21 protein-coding genes are annotated in these 23,505 nt (G+C 65.5%); 10 read left to right on the top strand and 11 right to left on the bottom strand.

Features of this window, described 5'->3' with window-relative positions:
* Positions 1-379: 379 nt before the first annotated feature.
* Together leuA and FPP74_RS06670 are read right to left on the bottom strand one after the other, a co-directional pair.
* Positions 380-2,215 (bottom strand): 2-isopropylmalate synthase, encoded by a 1,836-nt coding sequence (leuA, locus tag FPP74_RS06675; protein ID WP_144717605.1) that lies wholly within the window; start codon positions 2,213-2,215, stop codon positions 380-382.
* Between the two features lie 215 nt (positions 2,216-2,430).
* Complete coding sequence (locus FPP74_RS06670; protein ID WP_144717603.1) at positions 2,431-3,282, bottom strand: DMT family transporter; 852 nt, start codon at positions 3,280-3,282, stop codon at positions 2,431-2,433.
* Between the two features lie 121 nt (positions 3,283-3,403).
* Between FPP74_RS06670 and FPP74_RS06665 the strand changes: the two genes are divergently transcribed.
* The 3 genes from FPP74_RS06665 (at position 3,404) to FPP74_RS06655 (ending at position 6,531) form a co-directional block, all read left to right on the top strand.
* Positions 3,404-4,666, top strand: a complete 1,263-nt coding sequence (locus FPP74_RS06665; RefSeq protein WP_144717601.1) for an aspartate kinase — start codon at positions 3,404-3,406, stop codon at positions 4,664-4,666.
* Between the two features lie 51 nt (positions 4,667-4,717).
* Entirely contained in the window at positions 4,718-5,749 is a 1,032-nt protein-coding gene (locus FPP74_RS06660; RefSeq protein ID WP_144717599.1) for an aspartate-semialdehyde dehydrogenase, read from the top strand.
* A 101-nt stretch (positions 5,750-5,850) separates the two neighbouring features.
* Positions 5,851-6,531 carry a hypothetical protein gene (locus FPP74_RS06655; protein ID WP_144717597.1) on the top strand — a complete coding sequence of 227 codons (681 nt, stop codon included), beginning with the start codon at positions 5,851-5,853 and terminating at the stop codon, positions 6,529-6,531.
* 7 nt (positions 6,532-6,538) lie between these two features.
* Here FPP74_RS06655 and FPP74_RS06650 read toward each other — a convergent pair whose 3' ends face one another.
* The 3 genes from FPP74_RS06650 to FPP74_RS06640 form a co-directional block, all read right to left on the bottom strand.
* Entirely contained in the window at positions 6,539-7,984 is a 1,446-nt protein-coding gene (locus FPP74_RS06650; protein WP_144717595.1) for a hypothetical protein, read from the bottom strand.
* Between the two features lie 116 nt (positions 7,985-8,100).
* Positions 8,101-9,537, bottom strand: a complete 1,437-nt coding sequence (locus FPP74_RS06645; protein ID WP_186439402.1) for a hypothetical protein — start codon at positions 9,535-9,537, stop codon at positions 8,101-8,103.
* An 83-nt stretch (positions 9,538-9,620) separates the two neighbouring features.
* Positions 9,621-10,166: an RNA polymerase sigma factor gene (locus tag FPP74_RS06640; RefSeq protein ID WP_122086096.1), complete on the bottom strand. Its 546-nt coding sequence runs from the start codon at positions 10,164-10,166 to the stop codon at positions 9,621-9,623.
* 81 nt (positions 10,167-10,247) lie between these two features.
* Between FPP74_RS06640 and FPP74_RS06635 the strand changes: the two genes are divergently transcribed.
* The 6 genes from FPP74_RS06635 to FPP74_RS06615 all read left to right on the top strand — a co-directional run bounded on the left by FPP74_RS06635 (position 10,248) and on the right by FPP74_RS06615 (position 15,499).
* The gene (locus tag FPP74_RS06635; RefSeq protein WP_144717593.1) at positions 10,248-11,813 is read left to right on the top strand and encodes a catalase; all 1,566 of its coding nucleotides are present in this window, start codon (positions 10,248-10,250) and stop codon (positions 11,811-11,813) included.
* A 143-nt stretch (positions 11,814-11,956) separates the two neighbouring features.
* The gene (locus FPP74_RS06630; RefSeq protein WP_144717591.1) at positions 11,957-12,898 is read left to right on the top strand and encodes an ABC transporter ATP-binding protein; all 942 of its coding nucleotides are present in this window, start codon (positions 11,957-11,959) and stop codon (positions 12,896-12,898) included.
* A complete protein-coding gene (locus FPP74_RS12230) occupies positions 12,895-13,056 on the top strand; it encodes a hypothetical protein (protein ID WP_186439401.1) in 162 nt (53 codons plus the stop codon). Before FPP74_RS06630 ends, FPP74_RS12230 begins: the two co-directional genes overlap by 4 nt.
* A 3-nt stretch (positions 13,057-13,059) precedes the next feature.
* Positions 13,060-13,704 carry an ABC transporter permease gene (locus tag FPP74_RS06625; RefSeq protein WP_144717589.1) on the top strand — a complete coding sequence of 215 codons (645 nt, stop codon included), beginning with the start codon at positions 13,060-13,062 and terminating at the stop codon, positions 13,702-13,704.
* Positions 13,705-13,730: 26 nt separating this feature from the next.
* Complete coding sequence (locus FPP74_RS06620) at positions 13,731-14,894, top strand: sensor histidine kinase (protein WP_144717587.1); 1,164 nt, start codon at positions 13,731-13,733, stop codon at positions 14,892-14,894.
* Positions 14,891-15,499 (top strand): response regulator transcription factor, encoded by a 609-nt coding sequence (locus tag FPP74_RS06615; protein WP_095554334.1) that lies wholly within the window; start codon positions 14,891-14,893, stop codon positions 15,497-15,499. Before FPP74_RS06620 ends, FPP74_RS06615 begins: the two co-directional genes overlap by 4 nt.
* A gap of 3 nt (positions 15,500-15,502) precedes the next feature.
* Here the strand turns inward: FPP74_RS06615 and FPP74_RS06610 are convergent, their stop codons facing one another.
* From FPP74_RS06610 to FPP74_RS06585, 6 genes are read right to left on the bottom strand one after another with little or no spacing between them, the layout of a single operon-like run.
* Positions 15,503-15,841 (bottom strand): Na+/H+ antiporter subunit G, encoded by a 339-nt coding sequence (locus FPP74_RS06610; RefSeq protein ID WP_095546852.1) that lies wholly within the window; start codon positions 15,839-15,841, stop codon positions 15,503-15,505.
* Positions 15,841-16,107 (bottom strand): cation:proton antiporter, encoded by a 267-nt coding sequence (locus tag FPP74_RS06605; RefSeq protein ID WP_095554533.1) that lies wholly within the window; start codon positions 16,105-16,107, stop codon positions 15,841-15,843. Before FPP74_RS06605 ends, FPP74_RS06610 begins: the two co-directional genes overlap by 1 nt.
* 3 nt (positions 16,108-16,110) lie before the next feature.
* Positions 16,111-16,575, bottom strand: a complete 465-nt coding sequence (locus tag FPP74_RS06600; RefSeq protein ID WP_144717585.1) for a monovalent cation/H+ antiporter subunit E — start codon at positions 16,573-16,575, stop codon at positions 16,111-16,113.
* A gap of 1 nt (position 16,576) precedes the next feature.
* Entirely contained in the window at positions 16,577-18,115 is a 1,539-nt protein-coding gene (locus tag FPP74_RS06595; protein WP_095546850.1) for a monovalent cation/H+ antiporter subunit D family protein, read from the bottom strand.
* A complete protein-coding gene (locus FPP74_RS06590; RefSeq protein ID WP_095275212.1) occupies positions 18,115-18,543 on the bottom strand; it encodes a cation:proton antiporter subunit C in 429 nt (142 codons plus the stop codon). The genes FPP74_RS06595 and FPP74_RS06590 overlap by 1 nt, the downstream gene beginning before the upstream one ends.
* Before the next feature lie 3 nt (positions 18,544-18,546).
* Positions 18,547-21,459: a DUF4040 family protein gene (locus FPP74_RS06585; RefSeq protein ID WP_144717583.1), complete on the bottom strand. Its 2,913-nt coding sequence runs from the start codon at positions 21,457-21,459 to the stop codon at positions 18,547-18,549.
* 253 nt (positions 21,460-21,712) lie between these two features.
* On the opposite strand from FPP74_RS06585, the gene FPP74_RS06580 reads away from it, so the two are divergent.
* Complete coding sequence (locus FPP74_RS06580) at positions 21,713-23,104, top strand: hypothetical protein (RefSeq protein WP_144717580.1); 1,392 nt, start codon at positions 21,713-21,715, stop codon at positions 23,102-23,104.
* Positions 23,105-23,505 lie beyond the last annotated feature (401 nt).

Here is a 23,505-nt window from a genome sequence, read left to right as displayed (position 1 = left end):
TCGGATTGGAAATACGGGCGGGATGTTGTTGTGTCACGTTGCTCTTAGCTGGCAGCCTATCTCAGAGCGCGGTGATGTTCGACGTGCCGGGTGTCTCCCCAGTGCAGAACTTGCGCTGCGCTGCAACTGCCGGTTCTGGATCAAGTATATGTGTCGCCGTAATCGGGACGAAGTGTGCCTGTTGAACAATCGTGTAATTTACGGGGTTTACGTGCAATAACGCGCGTTCTGATAGAAATCGGCTGAGAGAGCGCCGGGAGGCGAGTGGTCCGACGTGCGTGAACCACTTAAGAGACTCGGGCACATACTCAGGATCCCCGAGCCGCGCCGCCACCCCCGAAGCGGGGCAGCAAAACGTTGGACTCGCGATGGTGATCGGCTACACGCCGCCAGCCTTTCCCGCAGTCAGGCCGCGGTTCACAGCCGAGGTGATCGCCTTGAGCGACGCGCGCGTCGTGGACGCGGCGATGCCAACACCCCAGGCTGTAGCTCCGTCGACGTCGGCGTAAATGTAGCAGACCGCGTCGGCGTCGTCGCCCGCCGTGCGCGAGCGCTGCGAGTAGTCCTGCACCTCAAAGTCGATGCCCAGGGACTCGAGCGCGTTTGCAAACGCGGCGATCGGGCCGTTGCCGGTGCCGCGCAGCTCGTGGCGCTCGCCCTTATAGTCCACCGTCACCTGGACCGCGGAGTCGTCGTCCTCCGCGACCGCGCCGGTGACCTCGTAGTCCACCAGTTCCAGCGGGGAGTCCAGGTCCAGGTAGGCGCCGGCGAAAATGTCCCACATGTTCTTGGAGTTGACCTCGCCGCCCTCGCTGTCGGTGATGTTCTGCACCACCGCGGAGAACTCGGGCTGCATCGCCTTCGGCATGTTGATGCCGTGGTCCGTCTTCATAATGTAGGCCACGCCGCCCTTGCCGGACTGCGAGTTCACGCGGATCACGGCCTCGTAGGTGCGGCCCACGTCCTTCGGGTCGATGGGCAGGTACGGCACCTCCCACACCGTGTCGCGCAGCTCCTCCCAGGTGACATCGTTGGAGGAAGCGTTCGGGTGCACGCGCTGCGCCAGCGCGTCCAGGCCCTTATTAATCGCGTCCTGGTGCGAGCCGGAGAAGGCGGTGAAGACCAGGTCGCCGCCGTACGGGTGGCGCTCCGGGACGCGCAGCTGGTTGCAGTACTCCACGGTCTGGCGGATCTTGTTGATGTCCGAGAAATCGATCTGCGGGTCCACGCCCTGCGTGAGCATGTTCAGGCCCAGGGTGACCAGGTCCACGTTGCCGGTGCGCTCGCCGTTGCCAAACAGGCAGCCCTCGATGCGGTCGGCGCCGGCCAGGTAGCCCAGCTCGGCGGCGGCAACGCCCTCGCCGCGGTCGTTGTGCGGGTGCAGCGACAGGATGATGGACTCACGGTGCGCCAGGTTCCGGTGCATCCACTCGATGGAATCGGCGTACACGTTCGGGCTGATCATCTCCACCGTGGACGGCAGGTTGATGATCATCGGGTCCGCCGGCGTCGGCTCCATGACGTCCACGACCGCGTCGCAGACCTCCTTGGCGAAGTCCAGTTCGGTGCCCGTGTAGGACTCCGGCGAGTACTCCCAGCGCCAGCGCGTATCCGGGTAGTCCTCCGCAATGGACTTGATCAGCTCGGCCGCGTCGGTGGCCAGCTTCTTAATCGCCGGGCGGTCCTTGCGGAAGACCACCTCGCGCTGCAGCTTGGAGGTGGAGTTGTAGAAGTGGACGATGACGTTCTTGGCACCCTCGCAGGCCTCGAAGGTGCGGCGGATCAGGTGCTCGCGTGCCTGCACCAGGACCTGGATGGTCACGTCCTCTGGGATCATGTTCTTCTCAATGATCTCGCGCACGAAGTCGAAGTCTGTCTGCGAGGCCGACGGGAAGCCTACCTCGATCTCCTTGTACCCCATCTCCACCAACAGGTTGAACATGCGGCGCTTGCGCTCGGGGCTCATCGGGTCAATCAGCGCCTGGTTGCCGTCGCGCAGGTCTACGGCGCACCACTGCGGCGCGACCGTGATCTTCTTGTCCGGCCAGGTGCGGTCCGGCAGGGTGATGTCCTCAACTTCTTCGGCGAACGCCAGGTACCGGTCCGCCGGCATCTGGGATCCGCGCTGCTTGTTCCACGCCGGCTGTCCCTGATTCTTGGGGCCGTTCGGGGTCTTGATCTCGCGGGGTACGTAAAAGTCGTTGGCGTTGCTCATTGGTCTTCCGTCCACGGGTGGGCGTTTGCACTATTCACGGCCGGCAAACACGAACTCCGCGACGGGGTGCCGGCCGTGTTAGTGAAAGGCCTGATTCCCGCCGCGGCGTAGAAGGAGTAGCTGCCTGTGTGACATGCCAGACATCTTACATAGCCCAGCCACTGTGTCACGCGGATCACATATTTATATGCAGGGGGTGCTTATTAACACCACCGTTACCGAATGCTCACGCGCGTCACCATCGCCGCGCTGAACAGCATGCCCGCGATGAGCAGCACCATCGCTGTCCAACCGAGGGCCCCGGACAGCGAGAACTTTTCGCCCAAAAGTACAAGTCCCAAGGTCAGAGCCACGAGCGGCTCGACGACCTTCATCGCCGGCAGCGTGGTCGCGAGCTTGCCCGCGCCGAAGGCGAACTGCTGCACGACGGTGCCGATCACGGCGCAGGCGAGCATGGCCCAGAACTGCCAGGAGGCGAGGATGCCCAGGACGCCGCCGTGGACGTAGGCGTCCACGGCCACCTTGGAAAACACGGCCAGGTAGCCAAAGATGGCGCCGCAGAGGATGCCAAAGGCGAGGCTTTGGACGGCCGCGGAGTAGGCGCGGGCGAACGCGAACGTCGAGAAGAGCCCCACGAACCCGATGCCGACGGCGGTGAGCCACTCCCAGGTGTGCGGCGCGCGCTCGCCGGGTAGCGGGCGACCGACGACGACCACGACGCCGACGAACACGGTGAGCAGGATGGCCCAGAACGAGGTGGCGGCGGACATGCGGCGGCGCTCGACACGCGCGGAGAGCAACAGCGTGAGCATGAGGGAGAGCACGAGGACTGGCTGCACGACGAGCAGTGAGCCGAACGCGAGCGCGACCGCTTGGAAGCCGTACGCCGCGAGCGCGAGCGCGAGGGAGAACCACCAGGCGGGGCGCTTGAGGGCGCTGAGCGGGGAGTCATTGACCTCCCCTTGGTCGCGTCCGGCGCGCAAGATTTGGTGGCGCCAGACGGTGCCCACCGCGATCAGGAGCGCGGACGTGAATGCGAAGCCGACCGCAAGATAGTTGTTGTGCACGCAGAATTATATTAGTGCGATACCTCGAATCGTGAGTTTTCGCCCGCTAAGGTTGGATGACGGGTTTGCAACGTTTGCGCGGCCCCAGAATTGTCACCTGAATGGAAGGCGTACAACACCAATGGCACTGATCGTCCAGAAGTACGGAGGCTCATCCCTCGAAAGCGCGGAGCGGATCCGCGCCGTCGCTGAGCGAATCGTTGCCACGAAGAAGGCCGGGCACGACGTCGTCGTGGTGTGCTCCGCAATGGGCGACACCACCGATGAGCTCCTGGACCTCGCCGCGGAGGTCAACCCGACCCCGCCCGCGCGCGAGATGGACATGCTGCTCACCGCGGGCGAGCGCATCTCCAACTCGCTGGTGGCCATGGCGGTAGCCTCGTTCGGCGTGGACGTGCGCTCCTTCACCGGCTCCCAGGCCGGCGTGATCACCACCGAGCGCTACGGAAACGCGCGCATTATAGAGGTCACCCCGGGCCGTGTGCAGGAAGCGGTGGACGAGGGCAAGGTCGCCATCGTCGCTGGCTTCCAGGGTGTGAACCGCGATACGCGCGACATCACCACCCTGGGCCGCGGCGGGTCCGACACCACCGCGGTGGCGCTCGCCGCGGCGATGAACGCGGACGAGTGCGAGATCTACTCGGACGTGGACGGCGTGTACACCGCGGACCCGCGCATTGTCTCGGACGCCCGCAAGCTGGACAAGCTCTGCTTTGAGGAGATGCTTGAGCTGGCCGCGTCCGGGTCGAAGATTTTGGTGCTGCGCAGCGTCGAGTACGCGCGCGCGTTTAACGTGCCCATGCGAGTCCGCTCGTCTTACAGTAACGACACCGGCACTCTCGTCGCCGGAGCATTGGAGGATATTCCCATGGAAGAAGCAGTCCTGTCCGGCGTCGCCACCGATAAGTCGGAGGCAAAGATCACGGTGCTCGGCATCCCGGATACCCCGGGCGAGGCCGCGAAGATCTTCCGCACGCTCGCGGACGCGGAGATCAACATTGACACCGTGCTGCAGAACATCTCCACCCGCGAGGAGAAGACGGACATCACCTTCACCCTCCCGGTGGCGGACCGCCCGCGCGCCATGACCCTGCTGACCAAGCTGCAGCAGGACGAGGGATGGACCGACGTGACCCACAACGATGAGATTGGCAAGGTCTCCCTTGTCGGCGCGGGCATGAAGTCGCACCCCGGAGTCACCGCTGACTTTACCGAGGCGCTTCGCGACGCCGGCGTGAACATCGAGATGATCAACACCTCAGAGATCCGCATCACCGCCGTGATCCGCGAGTCCGAGCTGGACAACGCCTGTCGCGCCATCCACGAGCGCTTCGACCTCGGCGGCGACGAGCCGGCCGTGGTCTACGCCGGCACCGGCCGCTAAGCTCACGCCACACCGTATATAACCGCAACGCTTTCAAGGAGCTGTTTTCCCATGACCACCATCGCCGTCGTCGGAGCAACTGGGCAGGTCGGGCGCGTTATGCGCACCATCCTCGCGGAGCGCGAGTTCCCGGCAGACACCGTCCGCTTCTTCGCCTCCCCGCGCTCTGCGGGCAACAAGTTGGACTACCGCGGCACCGAGGTGGTCGTGGAGGACCTGACCCTGGTCACCGAGGACTCCGTCAAGGACATCGACATCGCCCTGTTCTCCGCGGGAGGCTCCACCTCCAAGGAGTGGGCCCCGGTCTTCGCCGCGGCTGGCGTGAAGGTCGTGGACAACTCCTCCGCGTGGCGCAAGGACCCCGAGGTTCCGCTCATTGTCTCCGAGGTCAACCCGGACGACGCGAAGACCCTGCCCAAGGGCATCATTGCCAACCCCAACTGCACGACCATGGCGATCATGCCGGTGGTGAAGGCGCTGCATGACGCAGCCTCGCTTACCACCATGCGCGTCGCCTCCTACCAGGCCGTTTCCGGCTCTGGCCTGGCGGGCGTGGAGGCTCTGGCGGACCAGGTCGCGGAGATCGGCGACCGGAACACCGAGCTCACCCTGGACGGCTCCGTGCTCGCCCCTGAGGATCTCGGCCCCTACGTTGCCCCGATCGCCTACAACGCGGTCCCGCTGGCGGGCAGCCTTGTTGACGACGGCACCGAGGAGACCGACGAGGAGCAGAAGCTGCGCAACGAGTCCCGCAAGATCCTGGGGATCCCTGAGCTCAATGTCGCCGGCACCTGCGTCCGCATCCCGGTCTTTACCGGCCACACAATGGTGGTCCACGCCGAGTTTGCCAAGGCGATCACGCCCGACGAAGCGCGGGCCGTGCTTGCGGACGCGCCGGGCGTCTCCGTTGTGGACGTGCCCACGCCGCTCGCCGCCGCGGGCAAGGACGAGTCTCTGGTTGGCCGCATCCGCCAGGATCAGACAGTTGAGGGCAACCGCGGCCTGATCTTCGTCGTTTCCGGCGATAACCTGCGCAAGGGCGCGGCGCTGAACACGATCCAGATCGCCGAGCTGCTGGTGTAGCAATACGGTCGTCCTGCGATAGGTCACGAGCAGGGCGACAAACAGTTGCAATTCTATAACGAGAGTTGCCCGTAGCTGAGATTTCGCCAAAAATAGTGGCTATGAGTATTCGACGCCGACGCCACCGTGCCCAATTCGCGGCACACGCAGCAGTCGGCGCTCTGCTCCTGGGGGCTATGGGGGCCGTCACGCCAGCGCCTGGCGCGCTGGCGGCGGAGACGGGCAAGTGGTCTAATACCACGATCAAACCCGGCCAGACGCTGTTCTTGGTAACGGCGAAGGAGAGCGGGGCGTCGCTGCGCATGAATTCTGAAGACCCAAGCACGCTGCCCGCGGGCTGGAGCGCCATTTCCCGGCCGAACGGGCTGCGCCTTACCGCGCCGCAGTCCGCCAATGGCAGCGATTACGCCACCGTCCAGGTGACGGAGGGCGGCGCCGTGGTTGATGAGTTCAAGGTGCGCCTGGACACCAGCGGCACCGGCAAGCGCGCCCGAGCCACCGTCACGTCCACGCTGGCGCCCGCGCCGGAAACCAGCGAACGCAAGCAAGAACAGGACGAAAAAGCCCCCGCGACAAGCGCGGGGGAGCGTCCGACCCCGACCCCCGTGGCTGCGCAGCCCGTCGCGGTGGTGGCGACCTCGGAGGTGCCCACGACCTCGGCTGAGCCGACCAGCGAGACGGCGGTACTGCCCGCCGCGCTACCGGGATCCGAGACCGGCGCGGCGTCCGAGGGCTGGTTCGGCGGGATCGTGTCCCGCGTGAACAGCCTCTTCGGCCGCTAGGCGGCCGCTACAGGCGGGTGCTGCCGTTCCCGTTGCCCGTGTCGGCGTCGTCGCCGGACTCGGCCTCCTCGGCCTCCTCCTTGGCAATCATGTCGTCCACGGTGGTGTCGTTCCACGGCTCGTCCGGGTTCTTGGCGTACTCCTCCTTGGACTGCGGCTCCGTGTATGACACGTAGACCACGTCGCCGTCGGGGTCCTCGGGGTCGTATTCAACCTCGTCGTCGTCGATAAGCTCCTGGCCCACCTCGTCCTCGAGGGCCTCGGTGAACTCCTCCTCCTCGATGACGGATTTGCTGGTCAGGTATTCCAGCTCCTTCTCATCGTTCTTGGTAAAGCGCTCACGCGGATCCAGCTTGAGGCGGGTCAGCTCGAGGGCGCGACGGCGGCGGTTGCCCTCCTTGCGCAGCTTCTGGGCGCCGCGCAACCATGCCGCAGCGACGACGACGATGAGCAGGATGCCAATGTAGCCTAGGACCGGGTAGACGTACGCAACCAGCGTCTTAAAGCCGACGAAGGAGAGCGCGAAACCGACCAGGCAGGTCACGCTGAAGATGATCGGGTACTTGTCCTCGCGGCCGCGCGAGAGGCGCTTGCCCAGCGCGTAGAACATGCCCATCGCGGTGGCGAAGATCATGCCGAAGACCACAAGCGCCATGATGGTGCCCAGGATCGGGTTGATGTCATTGATCAGGGTCAGCATCGGCATGTCCTCGCCGGAGACCGTGTCAATCTTGACCATCAGCGCGGTGGCCAGCAGCATGAGCATGACCAGGTAGCCCATGCCGCCAATGAAGCCGCCCAGGCCCGCGGCGCGGGTGTCCAGGTAATTGCCGCCGATCACGAGGGCCATCGAGACCACGCACATCACGTTGAGGCCCGTGTAGTTCAGCGCCGCCATCCACCAGTTCGGCAGGGTGGTGTTGACCTGCTCTGCGGACATGTTGATGCTGTGCCAGTCAATGTCGGTGGTGATGAGGGTGTACGAGCAGCCGAAGATGACAAAGGCCAGCAGGAACGGGGTGAGCGAGCCGATCGCGGCCGTCACCTTGTCCACGTCGAGCATGCCCACACCCAGTACGAGCGCGAGCATGAGCACCGCGCCAATCCAGACGGGGATGCCAAACTGCTGGTTCAGGTTCGACCCCGCACCGGCGAACATGACGAAGCCGATGGAGAACAGGGTGGTGATGGTAGCGATGTCCAGAATCCAGGACATCACCTTGCTGGAAATATTTCCCAGCACTTCCATGTGCTCGTTGGCCTGGAAGTACGACCCGAGCTGGAGGATGGACACGCCGGCGATGAGCATGAGCACGGAACCGAGGATGGCGCCGTAAATGCCGTCAGTGCCGAACGCCGAGAAGTACTGCATTGCCTCCTGGCCGGATGCGAAACCCGCGCCAACAACCACGCCGATAAAGGCGAAGGAGATACCTATTGCGTTTTTAAGCATGAAATCTTTCCGTAAGAAATCAGGAATGTTCGGATAAACCTTTGCAATAGTATCGTCATTTGCTCTCAATGGCAGTTAAGCGGGGAGCATGCTTTGCGACGCCACGCTGCCCACAGCTACCGCTCGCTCACGACAGTGCTGCCGCCGTCCTCCCGCTCCGACTCGTCGTCGGCCCACTGAGCCGCGAGGTCTTCCTCGCTCGGGTTGCCCTTCCACGGCTCGTCGGGGTGCTTGGCGTAGTCTTCCTTGGACTGCGGGTCCGTGTAGGTGACGTAGACCACGTCGCCGTCCCGGTCCTCGGGGTCGTATTCGACCTCGTTGTCGTCGATAAGCTCTTTGCCTACCTCCTCCTCGAGGGCGGCCTCGAGCTCCTCGTTGTCCACGATGGAAGCCTGGATGATGTAGTCCAGTTCCTTTTCATCGTTTTTGGTAAAACGCTCGCGGGGGTCGAGCTTCAGGCGCATGAGCTCGCGGGCGCGGCGGCGGCGATTCCCTTCCTTGCGGAGCTTCTGCGAGCTGCGCAGCCACGCGGCGGCGAGGACAGCGACGAGCAGGATGCCCAGGTAGCCCAGGATCGGGTAGACCACGGACACCAGCGTCTTGAAGCCGACGAAGGAGAGCGCAAAGCCGATCAGGCAGGTGGTGATGAAGATGGGGCGGAACCGCTCCTGGCGGCCGCGGGCCAGGCGCTTGCCCAGCGCGAAGAACATGCCGAGTGCGGTGGCGAAGATCATGCCGAAGATGACCAGGGACATGATGAAGCCGAGGACCGGGTGGATGTTGGTGATAAGGGTGAGCATCGGCATGGCATCGCCCGCGATGCTGCCCACTGCGGCGAGCAGACCGCAGGACAGCAGGAGCAGCATGACGAGGTAGCCCATGCCGCCGAGGAAGCCGCCCAGGCCCGCGGCGCGCGTGTCCAGGTAGTTGCCGCCAATAACCAGGGCCATGGAGGCGACGCAGATGGCGTTGAGTCCCGTGTAGTTCAGAGAGGAGATCCACCAGTTGGGCAGTGTGGTGGAAACCTCCTGGGCCTGCACGTTGAGGTTGGACCAGTCGAGGTCGCTGGTGCACAGGGTCCAGATGCAGCCGAAGATGACAAAGAACAGCAGCAGCGGGGTCACGGCGCCGACTGCGGCGGTGACCTTGTCCACATCCATCATGCCGATGACCAGCACGAGCGCGAGCATGAGCGTCGCGCCGATCCACACCGGCCAGCCGAACTGCTGGTTCAGGTTGGCGCCCGCGCCGGCGTACATGACGAAGCCGATGGAGAACAGGGTGGTGATGGTGGCGATGTCCAGGATCCAGGACATGACCTTGCTGGACACGCTGCCCAGTACCTCCATGTGCTCGTTGGCCTGGAAGTACGAGCCAAGCTGGAGGATGGAGACGCCGGCGATGAGCATGAGCGCGGAGCTTAAGGCCGCGCCCCAGATGCCCTGCGTGCCGAACGCGATGAAGTACTGCATTGTCTCTTGCCCGGAGGCAAAACCGGCGCCGACGAGGACGCCAATGAACGCGAAGGCGATGCCAATTGCGTTTTTGAGCATGAGAGGCTCACTACTTTCAAGAATGTTCGTGTGATTTCCGCACACAAGTGTAGCGTGACCTAGCTCACCGTGTGTGACTTCGCTTATTCCGCCTTGGTGTGGTGAATGAGGTCACGCCTCGCGCGCGCGACGCGGGAGCGGATCGTGCCAACGCGCACGCCGGTGATCTCCGCCGCCTCCTCGTAGGTGTAGCCCAGGACTTGGGTCAGCACGAGGGCTTCGCGGCGCTCGGGGCGGAGGCTGTCGAGGAGGAGGCGGGCGTCGATAGCCTCTGACCAGGCGTTCGCATCATCGGGGCTGGCTTCCTGCGCGGCCACTTCGTCGTACTCGGCGGCCGATTTGCGGGGCCGTGCCATGTCGTGGCGCACCGAGTCGACCCACGCGCGACGCGCGAGCGAGAGCAGCCAGGTGCGTGCCGACGAGCGTGCCTTGAACCGAGGGAGTGAGCCGAGGACGCGCAGGTACGTCTCCTGGGCGAGGTCGTCGGCGTGCTCGGCGCCGGCGAGGTGGGCGAGCAGCCGCCAGACGTCGTCTTGTGTGGCGGCGATAAATTGCGTCAGCGCGGCCTTGTCACCGCGACCTGCTTTGAGCGCGAGGTCGGTGACGTAGGCGTCGTCAGTGCTGCTCACGAATGCTTAGGCTACCAGCGCGCGCGAAATTCCCTAGGCTTGGCGGGGTACGTGCTAGCGACAGTCAAGGAGGAGCCACCAATGGCTGAGAAGAGCAAGGCAGAAGACATCGTTGCCAAGGGCGAGCGCCCCGCGGGCAACGGCCGCACCACCGAGTTGAGTGGGCAGCCGGTCGCCTCGGAGCACCTGTCGATCGTCCAGGGTCGTCGTGGGGCCAATGTGCTTAACGACGTCCACCTGATTGAGAAGCTGGCCCACTTCAACCGGGAAAACGTGCCGGAGCGCATCCCGCACGCGAAGGGCCACGGCGCCTTCGGTGAGCTGCACATCACCGAGGACGTGTCCAAGTACACCAAGGCCAAGCTGTTCCAGCCCGGCACCGTGACCCCGATGGCGGCGCGCTTTTCCACCGTCGCCGGTGAGGCCGGCTCCCCGGACACCTGGCGCGACGTCCACGGATTTGCGCTGCGCTTCTACACCGAGGACGGCAACTACGACATCGTGGGCAACAACACTCCGACGTTCTTCATGCGCGATGGGCTAAAATTCGCCGACTTCATCCACTCTCAGAAGCGTCAGCCCAACTCCGGCCTGCGCGACGACGAGATGCAGTGGGACTTCTGGACCCGCACGCCTGAGTCCGCGCACCAGGTGACCTACCTGCTGGGCGACCGCGGCACCCCGAAGACCTCGCGTCACCAGGACGGCTTCGGCTCCCACACCTTCCAGTGGGTCAACGAGGAGGGCACCCCGGTGTGGGTGAAGTACCACTTCAAGACCCGCCAGGGCTGGGAGTGCTTCACCGACGAGGAGGCCACCGAGAAGGCCGGCACCGACCCGGACTTCCAGCGCGAGGACCTCTTCAACGCCATCGCAGACGGCGACTACCCGATCTGGGACGTGAAGGTCCAGATCATGCCGTTCGAGGAGGCGAAGGACTACCGCTTCAACCCCTTCGATCTGACCAAGACCTGGTCGCAGAAGGACTACCCGCTGATCCCGGTCGGCTACTTCGTGCTTAACCGCAACCCGAAGAACTTCCACGCCCAGATTGAGCAGCTAGCACTGGACCCGGCCAACCTGGTCCCGGGTGTTGGCCTGTCCCCGGACCGCATGCTGCAGGCCCGCGTGTTTGCCTACTCCGACCAGCAGCGCTACCGCATCGGTGCGAACTACAAGGACCTGCCGGTCAACCGCCCGCTCAACGAGGTGAACACCTACTCCGAGCGCGGCAGCATGGCGTACTTCTTCAACGAGGAGAACGAGCCGAACTACGTGCCCAACCGCACCGAGAAGGGCGCCGGCTACCTGGACAACAACGAGGATTCTTCCTCCAACTTCACCGACTACGGCCAGGCGGAGAACCTCTACGTCAACCCGGATCCGGAGGGTACTGACCTGGTGCGCGACGCCTACGTGAAGCACGCCGAGGACGACGACTTCGGCCAGGCCACCACGCTCTACCGCGACGTCTTCGACGACGCGGCCAAGGAGCGCTTCGTGCACAACATCACCAACAAGATGATGGCAATCAAGAACAAGGACGTTGAAGAGCGCGTCTACGCCTACTGGGGCAAGGTCGACGCAGACCTGGAGACCAAGGTCCGCGAGTCCCTGGCCAAGAAGCGCGCTGAGCAGGAGAAGTAGTTCCTCTCTCGCTGCGTAAGCCAGCGTAAGCCACATGCCCGTTTAGTCTGCGGCCGCAGACTAAACGGGCATGACTTTTGTCATGTGCAATCGGTGACAAACGCTTCTACCAGCCGGGATGCATTCTCGGCAGGGTAGAAGTCATGGAAAACGTCATCGAAGTAGATAATTTACAACGCCGGTACGGTGAGTTCACCGCAGTCGACGGCATCAGCCTCCATGTCGCTCGCGGCGAGGTGTACGGCCTGTTGGGCACCAACGGCGCGGGCAAGACGTCCACGCTGGAAATCCTGGAGGGGCTCGCCGCACCGAGCGCGGGCGAGGTGCGCGTCTTGGGGATGGACCCGGTGGCGGATCGGGTACGCCTCCGTCCGCACACGGGCATCATGCTGCAGTCCGGTGGGCTGCCGCGCGCACTTTCCGTGGAGGAAACGTTGACCATGTGGGCGGGCACGTGCACCGCCCCGCTGCCAATCGACGACGTGCTGGCAGACGTCCAGTTGACGCATAAACGTGAGGTGACAGTCGGGGCGCTGTCAGGCGGCGAGCAGCGGCGCCTTGACCTTGCCTGCGCGCTGCTGGGAAGTCCGGACGTGGTGTTCTTAGATGAGCCGACGACCGGACTCGACCCTGAGTCCCGCCGCCGCGTGTGGGAGCTGCTGCGCGGGCTGAAGGACCGTGGGGTGACGATTGTGTTGACCACGCACTACCTCGAAGAGGCCGAGTTCCTCTGCGACCGCATCGCGATTATGCACGGCGGCCGCATCGAGGTCGAGGGCACGACCACGGAGTTAACGAGCACGGTGCCCTCCACCATCGAGTTCGTACTGCACAGCACATCAGCCCCTGCGCTGCCAAACCTTCCCGGGGCGCTGGTGCGCAGCACCGACATTTCCGAGGGCACGAAAGTATCGGTGCACACCTCCAGGCTGCAGGACGACGCCTCCGCAATCCTGCAGTGGGCGCGCGAGAGGAACCTCGAACTGGCCCAATTTGTAGCGCAGCCCGCGAACTTGGAACGAGTCTTCCACGGCGTCGCAGCAACGCAGCGTACCCACACCACCCGAAAGGACGAAGCAGCATGAGCACGACCACGATGAACCCCACGAACCACGCCGCGCGCAGGCTGCGGGCCCTCGGCCGCGCCGAGTGGCTGCAGTTCACCCGCAACCGGCTGCTTGTCTTCGCCGGCCTCGTTTTCCCGCTACTGTTGCCACTCTTCCTGTGGCTGGTCGGGGACTAGTCGGTGGGGTCGACCGCGGCGGCATCTGAGGTGTTCGTGTTGTTCGCGCTGAGCTTCGGCGTGTTCTATCCCGCGCTATCCATGGCGGTGACCAGGCGCGACGAGGGGGTGCTCAAGCGTCTGCGCACGGGCGAGTCCCGCGACTGGGAGCTTCTGACTGCCATTTGTCTCCCGCTTGCTGCGCTCACCCTCGTGCTGGCGGTCATCGTGGTAGTCGCGTTTTCGAGCATGTCCATGGTGCTGCCGATTGACCCGCCGGTACCCCACGTGTGGCCGAAAAACCCGTTGATCATGGTGATTGCGATGCTGCTCGGCGTTGCGGTCTCCCACGGGTTGGCCATGCTGACCAGTCGTTTTACCCAGAACGCGGAAGGCGCGCAGATCACGTCGATGCCGGTACTGATGCTCGTGATTTTCTCGCAGACCGGTATACGTGAGCACCTTCCGGAGTCCCTTGCCAACGTCATCAACCGGACACCCTTTGTGCTGGCAAGCGACGTCTTTCGCGATGGTTGGGTCGGCGAAGGCTCGTTCGCTTCGCTGCTGGCAGGCGCGGCAACGCCGATGCTCCTGCTCGCGGTGTGGGCCGCGGTGCTGATCTCGGTGGGGTATCGGCGCATGCGCTGGGAAACGCACCGCGAGGTGTGAGACCACTGCTACGCTCGGAGCACACTATGACGCAAACACCGCCCCGCACCTCGGCGAAGCAACCAGAACCGAAGTACTCGTCGCGGTTCCTCACGCTCAACCGCTGGTCGCTCATAGGGATGCTGTGGCTGTTCGTCGGGACCTTTTCCTCGGTCATTGTGAAGCGCTCGGGGGCAACCCTCGCCGAGACGTTCGTTGGCGTGGGCATTGCGGTGCTGGCGAGTCTTGTCGGGACGGTGGTGCTGGAAACCAGGCCAGAGTTGCGTCTGGAGACGCGCGAGCACAGCAGCGGCTGGCTGCGGTGGGGGATGCTCGCCCACCTTCTCGTCTTGACGGTGTGCGCGGTGGTGCTCCTCGTCGGCCCGGCGGAGTGGAAGGCGGCCTCAGCGATCGCGGTCGGGGCGGCGTTCTTTAGCATCCAGCTTGCCTTTCTGCCCTTCATGGCCAAGCAGCGGATGTGGACGACGCTTCCCCTCGCGTGCGCGCTCGCGAGCGTATTCCTGTTCGGCTCGGTGGAGATCGCTGCGATCGTCTTGGTGTACAGCATCGCGTGCGTGGTCACGGTCCCCTTCACCACGTGGTTTTCCCGCGCGATCATTGAAACGGAGCGAGCCCGCCGTCTGGAGTCGCAACTCGCCGCCGCGGAGGAGCGTCTGCGCATGTCGCAGGATCTCCACGACACCATGGGGCAACATCTTGCGGCGCTGACGATCAAGTCGCAGCTTGCGCTCGCGCTCGCCGAGCGCGATGATCCGCGCGTGCCCCAGGAACTGCGTGAGCTGCACCAGCTCACGCAGCGCGCAGCCGCCGATATGCGCAGTGTGGTGAACAACTATCGGACCCCGGACCTCGCCACCGAGCTCGAAAGCGCGAAGCAGGTGCTCGGCGGCGCCGGCGCCGAGGTTTCCATGGCCGGAACCAGCGACGACGTGCGCCCGGACCTGCGGGTGACCGCCGCGTGGTTCGTGCGCGAGACCACGACCAACATCTTGCGCCATTCCCAGGCCACGGCGGTGTCGATTGATCTGCAGCCGGACGCGATCACTTTGGTGAACAACAATCCGCGCCCTGGAGAGGGGAGCGGTACGGGCCTGGAGGGGCTGCGTCGGCGGGCGGCGGCGCATGGGGCGTCGATAAGCGTGGAGCGAACAGCTGAATCCTTCCGCGTGCGACTGGAGGTGGGCGCATGATCAGGGTCGCGCTGATTGATGATGAGACGCTGGTGGCCGATTCCCTCGCCATGCTCATCGGCTTGGAGGAGGACATTGACGTGCTGCATGTCGCTTACTCGGGCGCGGGATTCCTCGAGTGGTGGCGGTCGCTGCCCGCCGCCGCGCGCCCGGATGTAGTGGTCACCGACCTGCAGCTTGGGCAAGGTGGGGCGGATGGCATTGAGGTCGCCTCGCTTATCGACGCCCACGTGGTCGTCGTCACCAGCCACGCGCGGCCAAGCGTTGTCCGGCGGGCCCTGGACTCCCAAGTGCTCGGCATCTTGCCTAAGACGGCCGCGGCCGGCGAGCTCGCTGCGGCGGTCCGTGCGGCGCACGCCGGCAAACGCTACATCGACCCGGAGCTGGCAGCCGCCACGATTGCTGCCGGGGAATCGCCGCTGACTGCGCGGGAGGCCGAGGTGCTCGAACTGGCGGGCCAGGGCGGGTCTATCGAGGCGATCGCCAGCGCAGCGCACCTGGCCACCGGCACCACGCGGAACTACATCTCTTCCGGCATCGCGAAGACCGGGGCGGAAAACCGCTTCGAGGCGTACACCATCGCCCGCGAGCGCGGCTGGCTGTAGCGCCTACTGCGGCACGTTGCGCGAGGTCTTGTCCTTCGGGTCCACCACGGTGACGCCGTGGATGGCGCGGCCGATGACGAAGGAGCCGACGGAACCGATGATCCACACGCCGGCGATGGCCAGGATCGCGCGGATGAAGGCGTTGATGCTGAATCCCTCGGCGGACCAGCTCATCAGCAGGTTCGCCACGATCAGCAGCGGGAAGGCGAGGCAGACAAGGGGGCCGAGCAAGTTCGCGCGGGTGAGCGCGTCGGGGGCGCGCAGCTGCAGGGAGGCGGTGGCCACCACGAAGATGGTGGAGATGATGACCAGGACAGCGACGATGATTTCGATGATGCTCATTAGCGGCGTCCTCTCGAGATGATGCGGGCCATGGAAATGGTGGGGATCACGCCGCAGACCAGGGCGGCCAAGACGGCGATCTCGTAGGTGATCATGCTCTGGTTGAACAGGGTCCACACCAGGTAGATGGCGACCATAGCGTAGAACACAAGGTCCGCCAGCACCGAGCGGGACAGCTCGTCTGTGGTGACGATGATCTTGGCCAGGCCCGCGAGGAGGCTCAGCGCCATAATGACGATGCAGACGGTCATGATGGTCTGGAACATGGGTTAGTCCATCCTTTCTGCGGCGGGTAGTTGCTCGGCGTGCTCCTGGTCAAGGTCGGGGCCCAGGTGCTCATACGGCTTCCAGAGGACCTTGGAGGCGTCGAGAGGCGTGTCCTTGAGCTCCGGTTTGAGGTGCTCCTCCATGTCGGCGAGGTCCTCGATGACGCCGAGGGGGTCGTCGCCAAACGCGGCCTGCACGATGAGCAGGTCGCTCCCGCCCTCAGACGCCGCGTGGCGGAACCCCAGCGAGAGCGTGCCCGGGGTGGCGGTGATGGACGTGGAGAACCAGAAGCGCTCCCAGTCGGTGCGCACCCGCATGGGGTAGAAGATCACGCAGGGGCGCAGGCCGGAGTCTGGTTTGAAGGCGGCGACGGTGGCGTCGATGCCCGCGGCGTAGATTTCCTTGATCAGCCAGGCGCCGTATCCGATCGCGTGGCCGACGTGTTTCAGTGCAGATTGCTGTGCCATGTTAGTGCTGGCCTCCCTGCAGCGAGTCGAGGTCGGGGATGCCGATCGGGTCGGTGCCCAGAACGGCGGTGGAGTAGGCGTCGACGTCCAGGAGGTCGTCGACAGCCGAGGTGGTGATGCCCCACAGCTGGCCCGCGCCGATGAACATCACCAGCGAGAGCACGATCAGCGCGAGCGACGGAAGCAGGAACTTCCAGCGCACGTTGAGCGCGTCCGGGTACTGCTGCATCGGGCGGCCCCAGAACACTTCCTTCCACACGCGCATCATGGACAGCAGCGCGCCGAAGGAGGCGATGATGATGGCGGCAATGACCACCCAGGTGCGCCAGTCGTGCGCGCTGGCGGCGGCCATCGTGATGGTCACCTTGCCAAACAGGCCCGAGAACGGCGGGAAGCCGACGATGGAGAAAGCGCCGGCCGCGAAGACGGTTGCGGTGAAGGGGTCGCGCCGGGCCAGGCCGGAGAGCTTGCCGATAGCGCCGGTGCCGTAGGTCTCCTCGATCGCGCCCGAGTTGAGCACGAGCGAGGCGACGGTGATCATGTGGTGCAGCGTGTAGATCAGGCCGGCGGCCAGCGCGTAGCGCGCGTCCGCACCCGCGCTGGTAAACGCCAGCATGATGAGGATGAACGGCATACCGTTGACCATCTGGTAGGCCAGCACGCGGCGGATCGTGTGCTCGCCCAGGCCCGCGAAGCCGCCGATGAGCATGGAGATCACCATGACCACGATGATCAGGGTGTTCCAGCGCGGGTCCATGTCAAAGATGACGACCCAGATGCGGAAGAGCATGTACACGGCCACCTTGGTGTGCAGCCCCGAGAAGAGGCCCATCACCGCAGCGCTTGACGACGGATACGTCCTGGGCAGCCACGTGTGGACCGGGAAGACACCCGCCTTGGCGGCGATGGCGATGACCACCAGGCCCATCGCCACGGTGACCGGGCCGTTGCCGGCCGCGGCGCCGCGCAGGGCGGCGATGTTCACCGCGCCCGCGACGCCGTAGAGGTAGCCAACGCCCATCACGAGCATCGTGGAGGCGGCCAGGTTGACCAGCACGAAGGCGCGCGCGGAGAGCAGGCGGCTGCGCGTACCCGTCATGGCGATCAGGCCGTAGGAGGGCAGCAGCATGACCTCGATCATGACGAAGAAGTTGAACAGGTCGGCGGTGAGCAGCGCGCCGGAGACGCCGGTGACCAGCACGAGGGTGAGCGGCGTGTAGAACCGGGCCTGCGTCTCGCCCGCGGCGATTGCGAACCAGTTGGCGGTCAGCGCCACGATCATGGTGGTCACGATCATCACGGCCGAGAACTGGTCGGCGGCGAAGGAGATGCCCACGCCGCCTTGGTAGAGGCCGATGACGTGGGAGATCGTGCCGTGGGAGGCGGTGTAAGTGTAGAGCCACACGCCGAGGCCCAGGTTGATGGCTGGGATGAGGAGCGAGAGGGCGTCGTTAAGCGTCTTGCTCGGGCTCAGCGCGGTGACGGCCGCGACGATGAGGGGCAGGGCGACAAAGACGGGGAGGATCGCGTCGACTGACATCAGTTGTTTGCCTCCAGCTTCTTCGGGTTGAGGCGCGAGTTGCGGCCGGCGGTGGACAGGGCGGACGGGGAGAGCTGGTTCGGGTCGAACTGCTCGCCCTCGCGGGACTTGCCCACCGTCTTGGGCACGTCGAAGGTGTCATCGTTCTTGCCCAGCGACGCGAGCATGAGCATGATCGTCGTGGTGGCCATCGCGATGACGATGGCGGTGAGGACGAACGCCTGCGGCAACGGGTCAGAAAGGTCGTCGAACGCGGTGCGCGACGGGAACGCCTCGCCGCGCCAGGCGCCGACCCCCGTGGCCAGCAGGGTGAGGTTGGAGGCGTGGCCCAGCAGCGACATCCCGAAGACGACGCGGACCATGCCGCGCTGCATCACGAGGTAGACGGCGCCGGCCACGAGGACTGCGACAGAAAGTGCCATGACCATGGTTTATAGCTCCTTTGTCTGCATAGGCTTGGGGTTGTCGGCGGGGTTGAGCGGGGCCGGGTGTGCGTCCACCGCGTCCTCCGGCTCCTCCGGCGCTGGCACGTCCGGGAGCGGGTTTTCTGGCTCGTCTCGCGTGTAGTCCAGGTTGTCGCGCTCGGTGCCCGGGCGGAGGTAGCCGCCCAGCGCGTTGATGGCCTGGGTGACCATGCCGAGCACGGCGAGGTAGATGCCGAAGTCGAAGATCAGCGACGTCGTCATGTGCTCCCCGGCGATCTCGCCGTGGATGGCGTACATGAAGCCGCCCTCGAGGAAGCCGAGGAAGCCGGAGCTGATGGCGATGATGATGCCCCAGCCGGTCAGCGCGATCGGGGTGAACGGCTTGACCACCTCGGTGTCCGCGCCGCGCGACAGGTAGTTCAGGCCGAACGCCGTGGCCAGCACCAGGGCGGCGACGAAGCCGCCGCCGGGCGCGGTGTGGCCGCGGAAGAAGATGAGCACGGACAGGACGACGAGGATCGGCACGACCAGGGCCGCGCCCTTGCGCACGGGCAGCGAGTTGAACTGCGACTGGCCGAACGGGCGCGGGCGGGTGCCCGCCTCGAACATGTGGCGCGGCATGGACTGGGTCACCGCGGCGATCACCACGGCGGCCATGCCCAGCACGGAAAGCTCGCCGAGGGTATCAAAGCCACGGAACTCCACGATGATCACCGCGACGATGTTGTCCGCCCCGGTGGCCTCGCCGCCCTCGGTGAGGTACCAGAGTGCCAGGTCCGAGCGGTCGTGGCGGCCGAGCAGCCCGTAGACGCCGAAGAATGCGACCACGCCGGCGATGACCGCGAAGATGGCGGCGAACAGCTTGCGCCGGTTGTTGGTCTGCGGGAACATGCGCGGCTGGTAGCGCAGCACCACCATGATGACGATGACGGTGAGCGACTCCACTAGGAACTGGGTGAGCGCCACGTCGGGCGCGCCCAGCATGAGCATCTGCAGCGACATGCCCACACCCGCAGTGCCCAGCAGGACCGCGGACGCGAGACGGGAGCGGGTGAGCACCATGCCCACCACGGACAGGGCAATGATGGAGAATGGGATGAGGTCACACCACACGTCGATGCCCTCGGCGCGCGGTGCGAGCGGCATGCCGTCGACGCCGTCGGTGCCCAGGAGCGTGGTCAGCCCCAGCAGGACCACCAGGATGAGGATGGGCAGCAGGTGGCGCGACGGGTTGAAGCCGTTGGCCATCTGCCCCAGGCCCCTGCCCACGGCGCCCAGCCCGGAGACAGTGGCGGCGAGGAGGTCGTTGCCGCTGGTGGGCAGCAGCTGCTTGTTCTCCACCGAGGCGAACATGCTGCGGCGGGCGAACGCGACGAGCGCGACGCCGATGACCAGCACGGCCATGGAGACGATGAACGGGGCGTTCACGCCGTGCCACAGCGCCAGGTGGGAGTGGTACTCGGTGTTGCCCGTGATCGTGTGGACCGCGGCGTCGAGCGGGCCGTCGACCCAACCGAGCAGGAAGGGAACGACCAGCGACATCGCGCCGGGCAGCGCGGCGGGCAGCCAGAGGCTGACGGGTGCTTCGTGGACGCCGCTCATGTCCTTCGGGCCGTCGAAAAACGCCCCGAACACGATCTTGGCGGAGTAGATGAAGGTGAGCAGCGCGGCGAAACCGGCGATGAGCAGCAGCGCCATGCCGTACTCGGTGTCCTCGAACGCGGCGAGGATGGACTCCTTGGAGATGAAGCCGAACAGCGGCGGGATCGCGGCCATGGAGGCGGCCGCGATGACGGTGGAGGCGAAGGTGAACGGCATCTTGTCCCACAGCTTGCCCAGGCGGCGCATGTCGCGCGAGCCCGCCTCGTGGTCCACCACGCCGATGAGCATGAAGAGGGAGGACTTAAACAGCGCGTGCGCGAGCGTGTGCGTGAGCGCCGCGGCCAGCGCGATTGGGGTGCCCACGCCGATGGCGGCGACGATCCAGCCCAGGTGGGAGACCGTGGAGTAGGCGGTGAGGTGTTTGAGGTCCGTCTTGGTGATGGCAAACAGCGCGCTCATGATCGCGGTGCCCAGGCCGACTACGAGCAGCAGCCAGTTCCACGCGGCGACGTCGGAAAAGATCGTGGAGAAGCGCAGCAGCAGGTAGATGCCGGCCTTCACCACGGCCGCGGCGTGCAGGAACGCGGAGACCGGCGTGGCCGCGGCCATCGCCTCCGGTAGCCAGAAGTGGAAGGGGAACTGCGCGGCCTTGGTAAAGCCGGACACCGCCACCAGGATGGCAACGGTGGTGGTCAGGCTCGGGTTCTCGCGCCACACATCGGACGCGAGCACCTCCGTCAGACGCGTGGTGCCAGTGCTTATCGACGCCACCGCCAACGCCGCCAGCAGCGTCAACCCGCCAAAGAACGTGAGCATCAGCGTGCGGTAGGACCCGGCCTCGCCGCCGGACCCGGAGCGCGCGATGAGCAGGAAGGAGGCGATGGACACCAGCTCCCAGCCGATGAAGAGCACCACCGTGTCATTGGCCAGCACGAGCAGCAGGACCGAAAGCGTAAACGCCGTCATGATGGTGTAGAAGCTCGTGTTGCCGTCCCGCTTTGGCAGGTAGGCGGCCGAGTACACCATCACGACCGTGCCGATGACCAGGGCGAGCAGCGCGAAGAAGATGCTCAACCCGTCGGCGCGCAGCGCAAACGATACGGCGCTGCCTTCCCCGAGGATGTCGCGGGCCCAAGTCACCTCCCACTCAAGGGGCTGCCCGTCGGCGACGCCCGGGAACTCTCGCCCAAGGACGACGGCGGCGGCCGCGAGGATCAGCGCGATCGGGTAACCGGCTTTGCGGTCCATCGCGCGCACGAGAATGGGTGACAGGATCACTGTCGCCGCAACTAATGCGAGCACGACAGGGAGTGTCATGGTGAACCCTCTCCAAAACATAGGTGGCCAATTCGTGTGCGCCTGCCACGGTGAGCCGATCCGGGCAGCGCACACGCGCACAGAGCCACCCAGCCGTGGCGACAACACCTGAAACGGTACCAGGCAGTTTTGATGAATCTGCAACAGCGCTGAATCCCACCTTATTAATGGTGCTGCTGCGCGTGGGCGTCGAAAAGCGCTTTTCGGTGCGCCGAACCCAGTCACGCCAGTAACTCGGGTTACATTGAGTTGCATGAAATGGCGATTCTGTTGTGCCGTCCTTGTCCTCATTGTCGGCGTGTTCCTGCCCTTAAGCCCCGCGAGCACGTGGACCCGCTCCGGCGACGACACCACCGGTGCCCCGGCCGTGGCGCCCGGGCAGGACGGGTTGGTGGAGGCTCGCAAGGCGGCCGGCGAGGCCAGCGCGCAGGCCGGCTTCCTCACGCAGGGCACCGGGCAGCTTGTCGACGGAGTGTCCCAACTCGACACCTCCTCGCAGGAATTGATCAACGCGATCGCCGCCGCCCAAACCGGCTCGCAGGAGCTGTCCAACGGCATGGTCCAGCTGCAGGCCGGCACCGGCCAACTGGCGGGCGGCGCCACCCAGGTCGCCGACGCCATCGGGGGAGTGGCCGACCAGGTCGCCGGCTTCGACGCGGTGCGCGGACAGGTCGTGGCTACCATCGACCGCACCCTGGAGTCCACCAAGGACGCGAAGGACCCGGACGTGAAGGAGGCCCGGACAGCGCTCGAGGGGCTGCGCGGCCAGGCGGAGACCGCCCAGCTGCCGCCCGAGATGCTGGGCCAACTCGAGGAGTTGCGCAAGGGATCGCGCGACGTGGCCAACCAGCTCTCCGTGCCCGGGTACGCCTACCACGACGGCATCTACTCGGCCACCAACGGAGCCGCCGAGCTTGCCAACGGCCTGACCACGCTCAACGACCAAGCCTCCGGCGCCACCGACGGCGTGACGCAACTGCAGGAGGGCGCGGCCAAGATCGACGACATGGCCAACAAGACCTCTGATCAGATCGCCGCCGTCCGCAAGGCGATGCCGGCTGCGGCTGGTGCTGGCTCTAGTGCTGGTGCTGGTGCCTCCGAGGCTCCGGCGCCGCGGTCCACGCTCGCACCGGTCGCGGCGATGCTGATCGCGGCGCTGGTCATGCTCGGTGGCACCGCCACGGGCGCGGCCGCGCGCTTCGCCCCAGCCCGCCGCTGGTGGATCCTCGGGTTCGGCAGCCTGTTTGTCGCCGCGGCCGGCGGCGCCCTCGTCGCGGTCCTGGGCAGCGGGCTCACCGCCGCGACCGCCGGGCTGCTCGCGCTCGGCCTGGTCGTCGGTGTGGCCGCGAGCGCCGGGCTTACCGACGTGCTGAGCGCTGCCCTCGGTACCCGTGTCGGCCTGCCCATCGCGGGCGTCCTCGCCGTGGCGCAAGTCGGCCTGGTCGGCTGGCTGTGGAGGACCGCATCCACCGCACCGGTTGGCAAGGTCTGGGAGTACGCCGCCGGCGCAACCCCGATGCACTGGACGACGGCGAGCCTGTCTGCCGCCGGCAACGGGGGCTCTACCACTGCGCTCTGGGCCGGCATGTGCGCTGGTCTCGTCCTTGCTGTGGTGTCGTTCGCCGGCGCAAAGGGGCGCGGATAAGCAAAGGTGCATACCGTGTGTTACGCTTTGCTGGCTCATTCCAAGTAATAGGGGCTTGGAAATGAGTGGTCTCCTTTCGCCCCACTGGGGTGAAATGGGTTAGGGATGGGATGGACCCCGCCAGGACGCTTCGCGCGGCCGGCGGGGTCCTCTTTTTGTGCGGTAAGTGCTGACGGTGGGGTTTGGCCGGACGGGGCTGTTGCTTGCCGGGGTGTGGGGGTCTGCTGCTATGCGGCTAGATGACGAGCACAGGATGACGAGGATGCGAGTAAAGGGGACCGCGGACAAATAGTTGGAGTGCCTCAGGGGCGGAGAGGTTTCTTCGATGTCTGCTCGGTTTCCCCGTGAGATCCGGGAGCAAGCAGTTGATAAGTTTCTTGAAGGCATGCCGTACAAGCGCA

The sequence above is a fragment of the Corynebacterium sp. NML180780 genome, assembly GCF_007786415.1.
In the GTDB taxonomy this organism is placed as follows: Bacteria; Actinomycetota; Actinomycetes; order Mycobacteriales; family Mycobacteriaceae; genus Corynebacterium; species Corynebacterium gottingense.
Note: the sequence above shows the minus strand (reverse complement) of the source record. Positions and strands in the feature narration are given on the sequence as shown.

Coding starts and splice junctions, on each gene's coding strand:
- leuA (WP_144717605.1), bottom strand. CDS start 2,215: ATGAGCAACGCCAACGACTTTTACGTACCCCGCGAGATCAAGACCCCG.
- FPP74_RS06665 (WP_144717601.1), top strand. CDS start 3,404: ATGGCACTGATCGTCCAGAAGTACGGAGGCTCATCCCTCGAAAGCGCG.
- FPP74_RS06660 (WP_144717599.1), top strand. CDS start 4,718: ATGACCACCATCGCCGTCGTCGGAGCAACTGGGCAGGTCGGGCGCGTT.
- FPP74_RS06655 (WP_144717597.1), top strand. CDS start 5,851: ATGAGTATTCGACGCCGACGCCACCGTGCCCAATTCGCGGCACACGCA.
- FPP74_RS06650 (WP_144717595.1), bottom strand. CDS start 7,984: ATGCTTAAAAACGCAATAGGTATCTCCTTCGCCTTTATCGGCGTGGTT.
- FPP74_RS06645 (WP_186439402.1), bottom strand. CDS start 9,537: ATGCTCAAAAACGCAATTGGCATCGCCTTCGCGTTCATTGGCGTCCTC.
- FPP74_RS06635 (WP_144717593.1), top strand. CDS start 10,248: ATGGCTGAGAAGAGCAAGGCAGAAGACATCGTTGCCAAGGGCGAGCGC.
- FPP74_RS06630 (WP_144717591.1), top strand. CDS start 11,957: ATGGAAAACGTCATCGAAGTAGATAATTTACAACGCCGGTACGGTGAG.
- FPP74_RS12230 (WP_186439401.1), top strand. CDS start 12,895: ATGAGCACGACCACGATGAACCCCACGAACCACGCCGCGCGCAGGCTG.
- FPP74_RS06620 (WP_144717587.1), top strand. CDS start 13,731: ATGACGCAAACACCGCCCCGCACCTCGGCGAAGCAACCAGAACCGAAG.
- FPP74_RS06615 (WP_095554334.1), top strand. CDS start 14,891: ATGATCAGGGTCGCGCTGATTGATGATGAGACGCTGGTGGCCGATTCC.
- FPP74_RS06610 (WP_095546852.1), bottom strand. CDS start 15,841: ATGAGCATCATCGAAATCATCGTCGCTGTCCTGGTCATCATCTCCACC.
- FPP74_RS06605 (WP_095554533.1), bottom strand. CDS start 16,107: ATGTTCCAGACCATCATGACCGTCTGCATCGTCATTATGGCGCTGAGC.
- FPP74_RS06600 (WP_144717585.1), bottom strand. CDS start 16,575: ATGGCACAGCAATCTGCACTGAAACACGTCGGCCACGCGATCGGATAC.
- FPP74_RS06595 (WP_095546850.1), bottom strand. CDS start 18,115: ATGTCAGTCGACGCGATCCTCCCCGTCTTTGTCGCCCTGCCCCTCATC.
- FPP74_RS06590 (WP_095275212.1), bottom strand. CDS start 18,543: ATGGTCATGGCACTTTCTGTCGCAGTCCTCGTGGCCGGCGCCGTCTAC.
- FPP74_RS06585 (WP_144717583.1), bottom strand. CDS start 21,459: ATGACACTCCCTGTCGTGCTCGCATTAGTTGCGGCGACAGTGATCCTG.
- FPP74_RS06580 (WP_144717580.1), top strand. CDS start 21,713: ATGAAATGGCGATTCTGTTGTGCCGTCCTTGTCCTCATTGTCGGCGTG.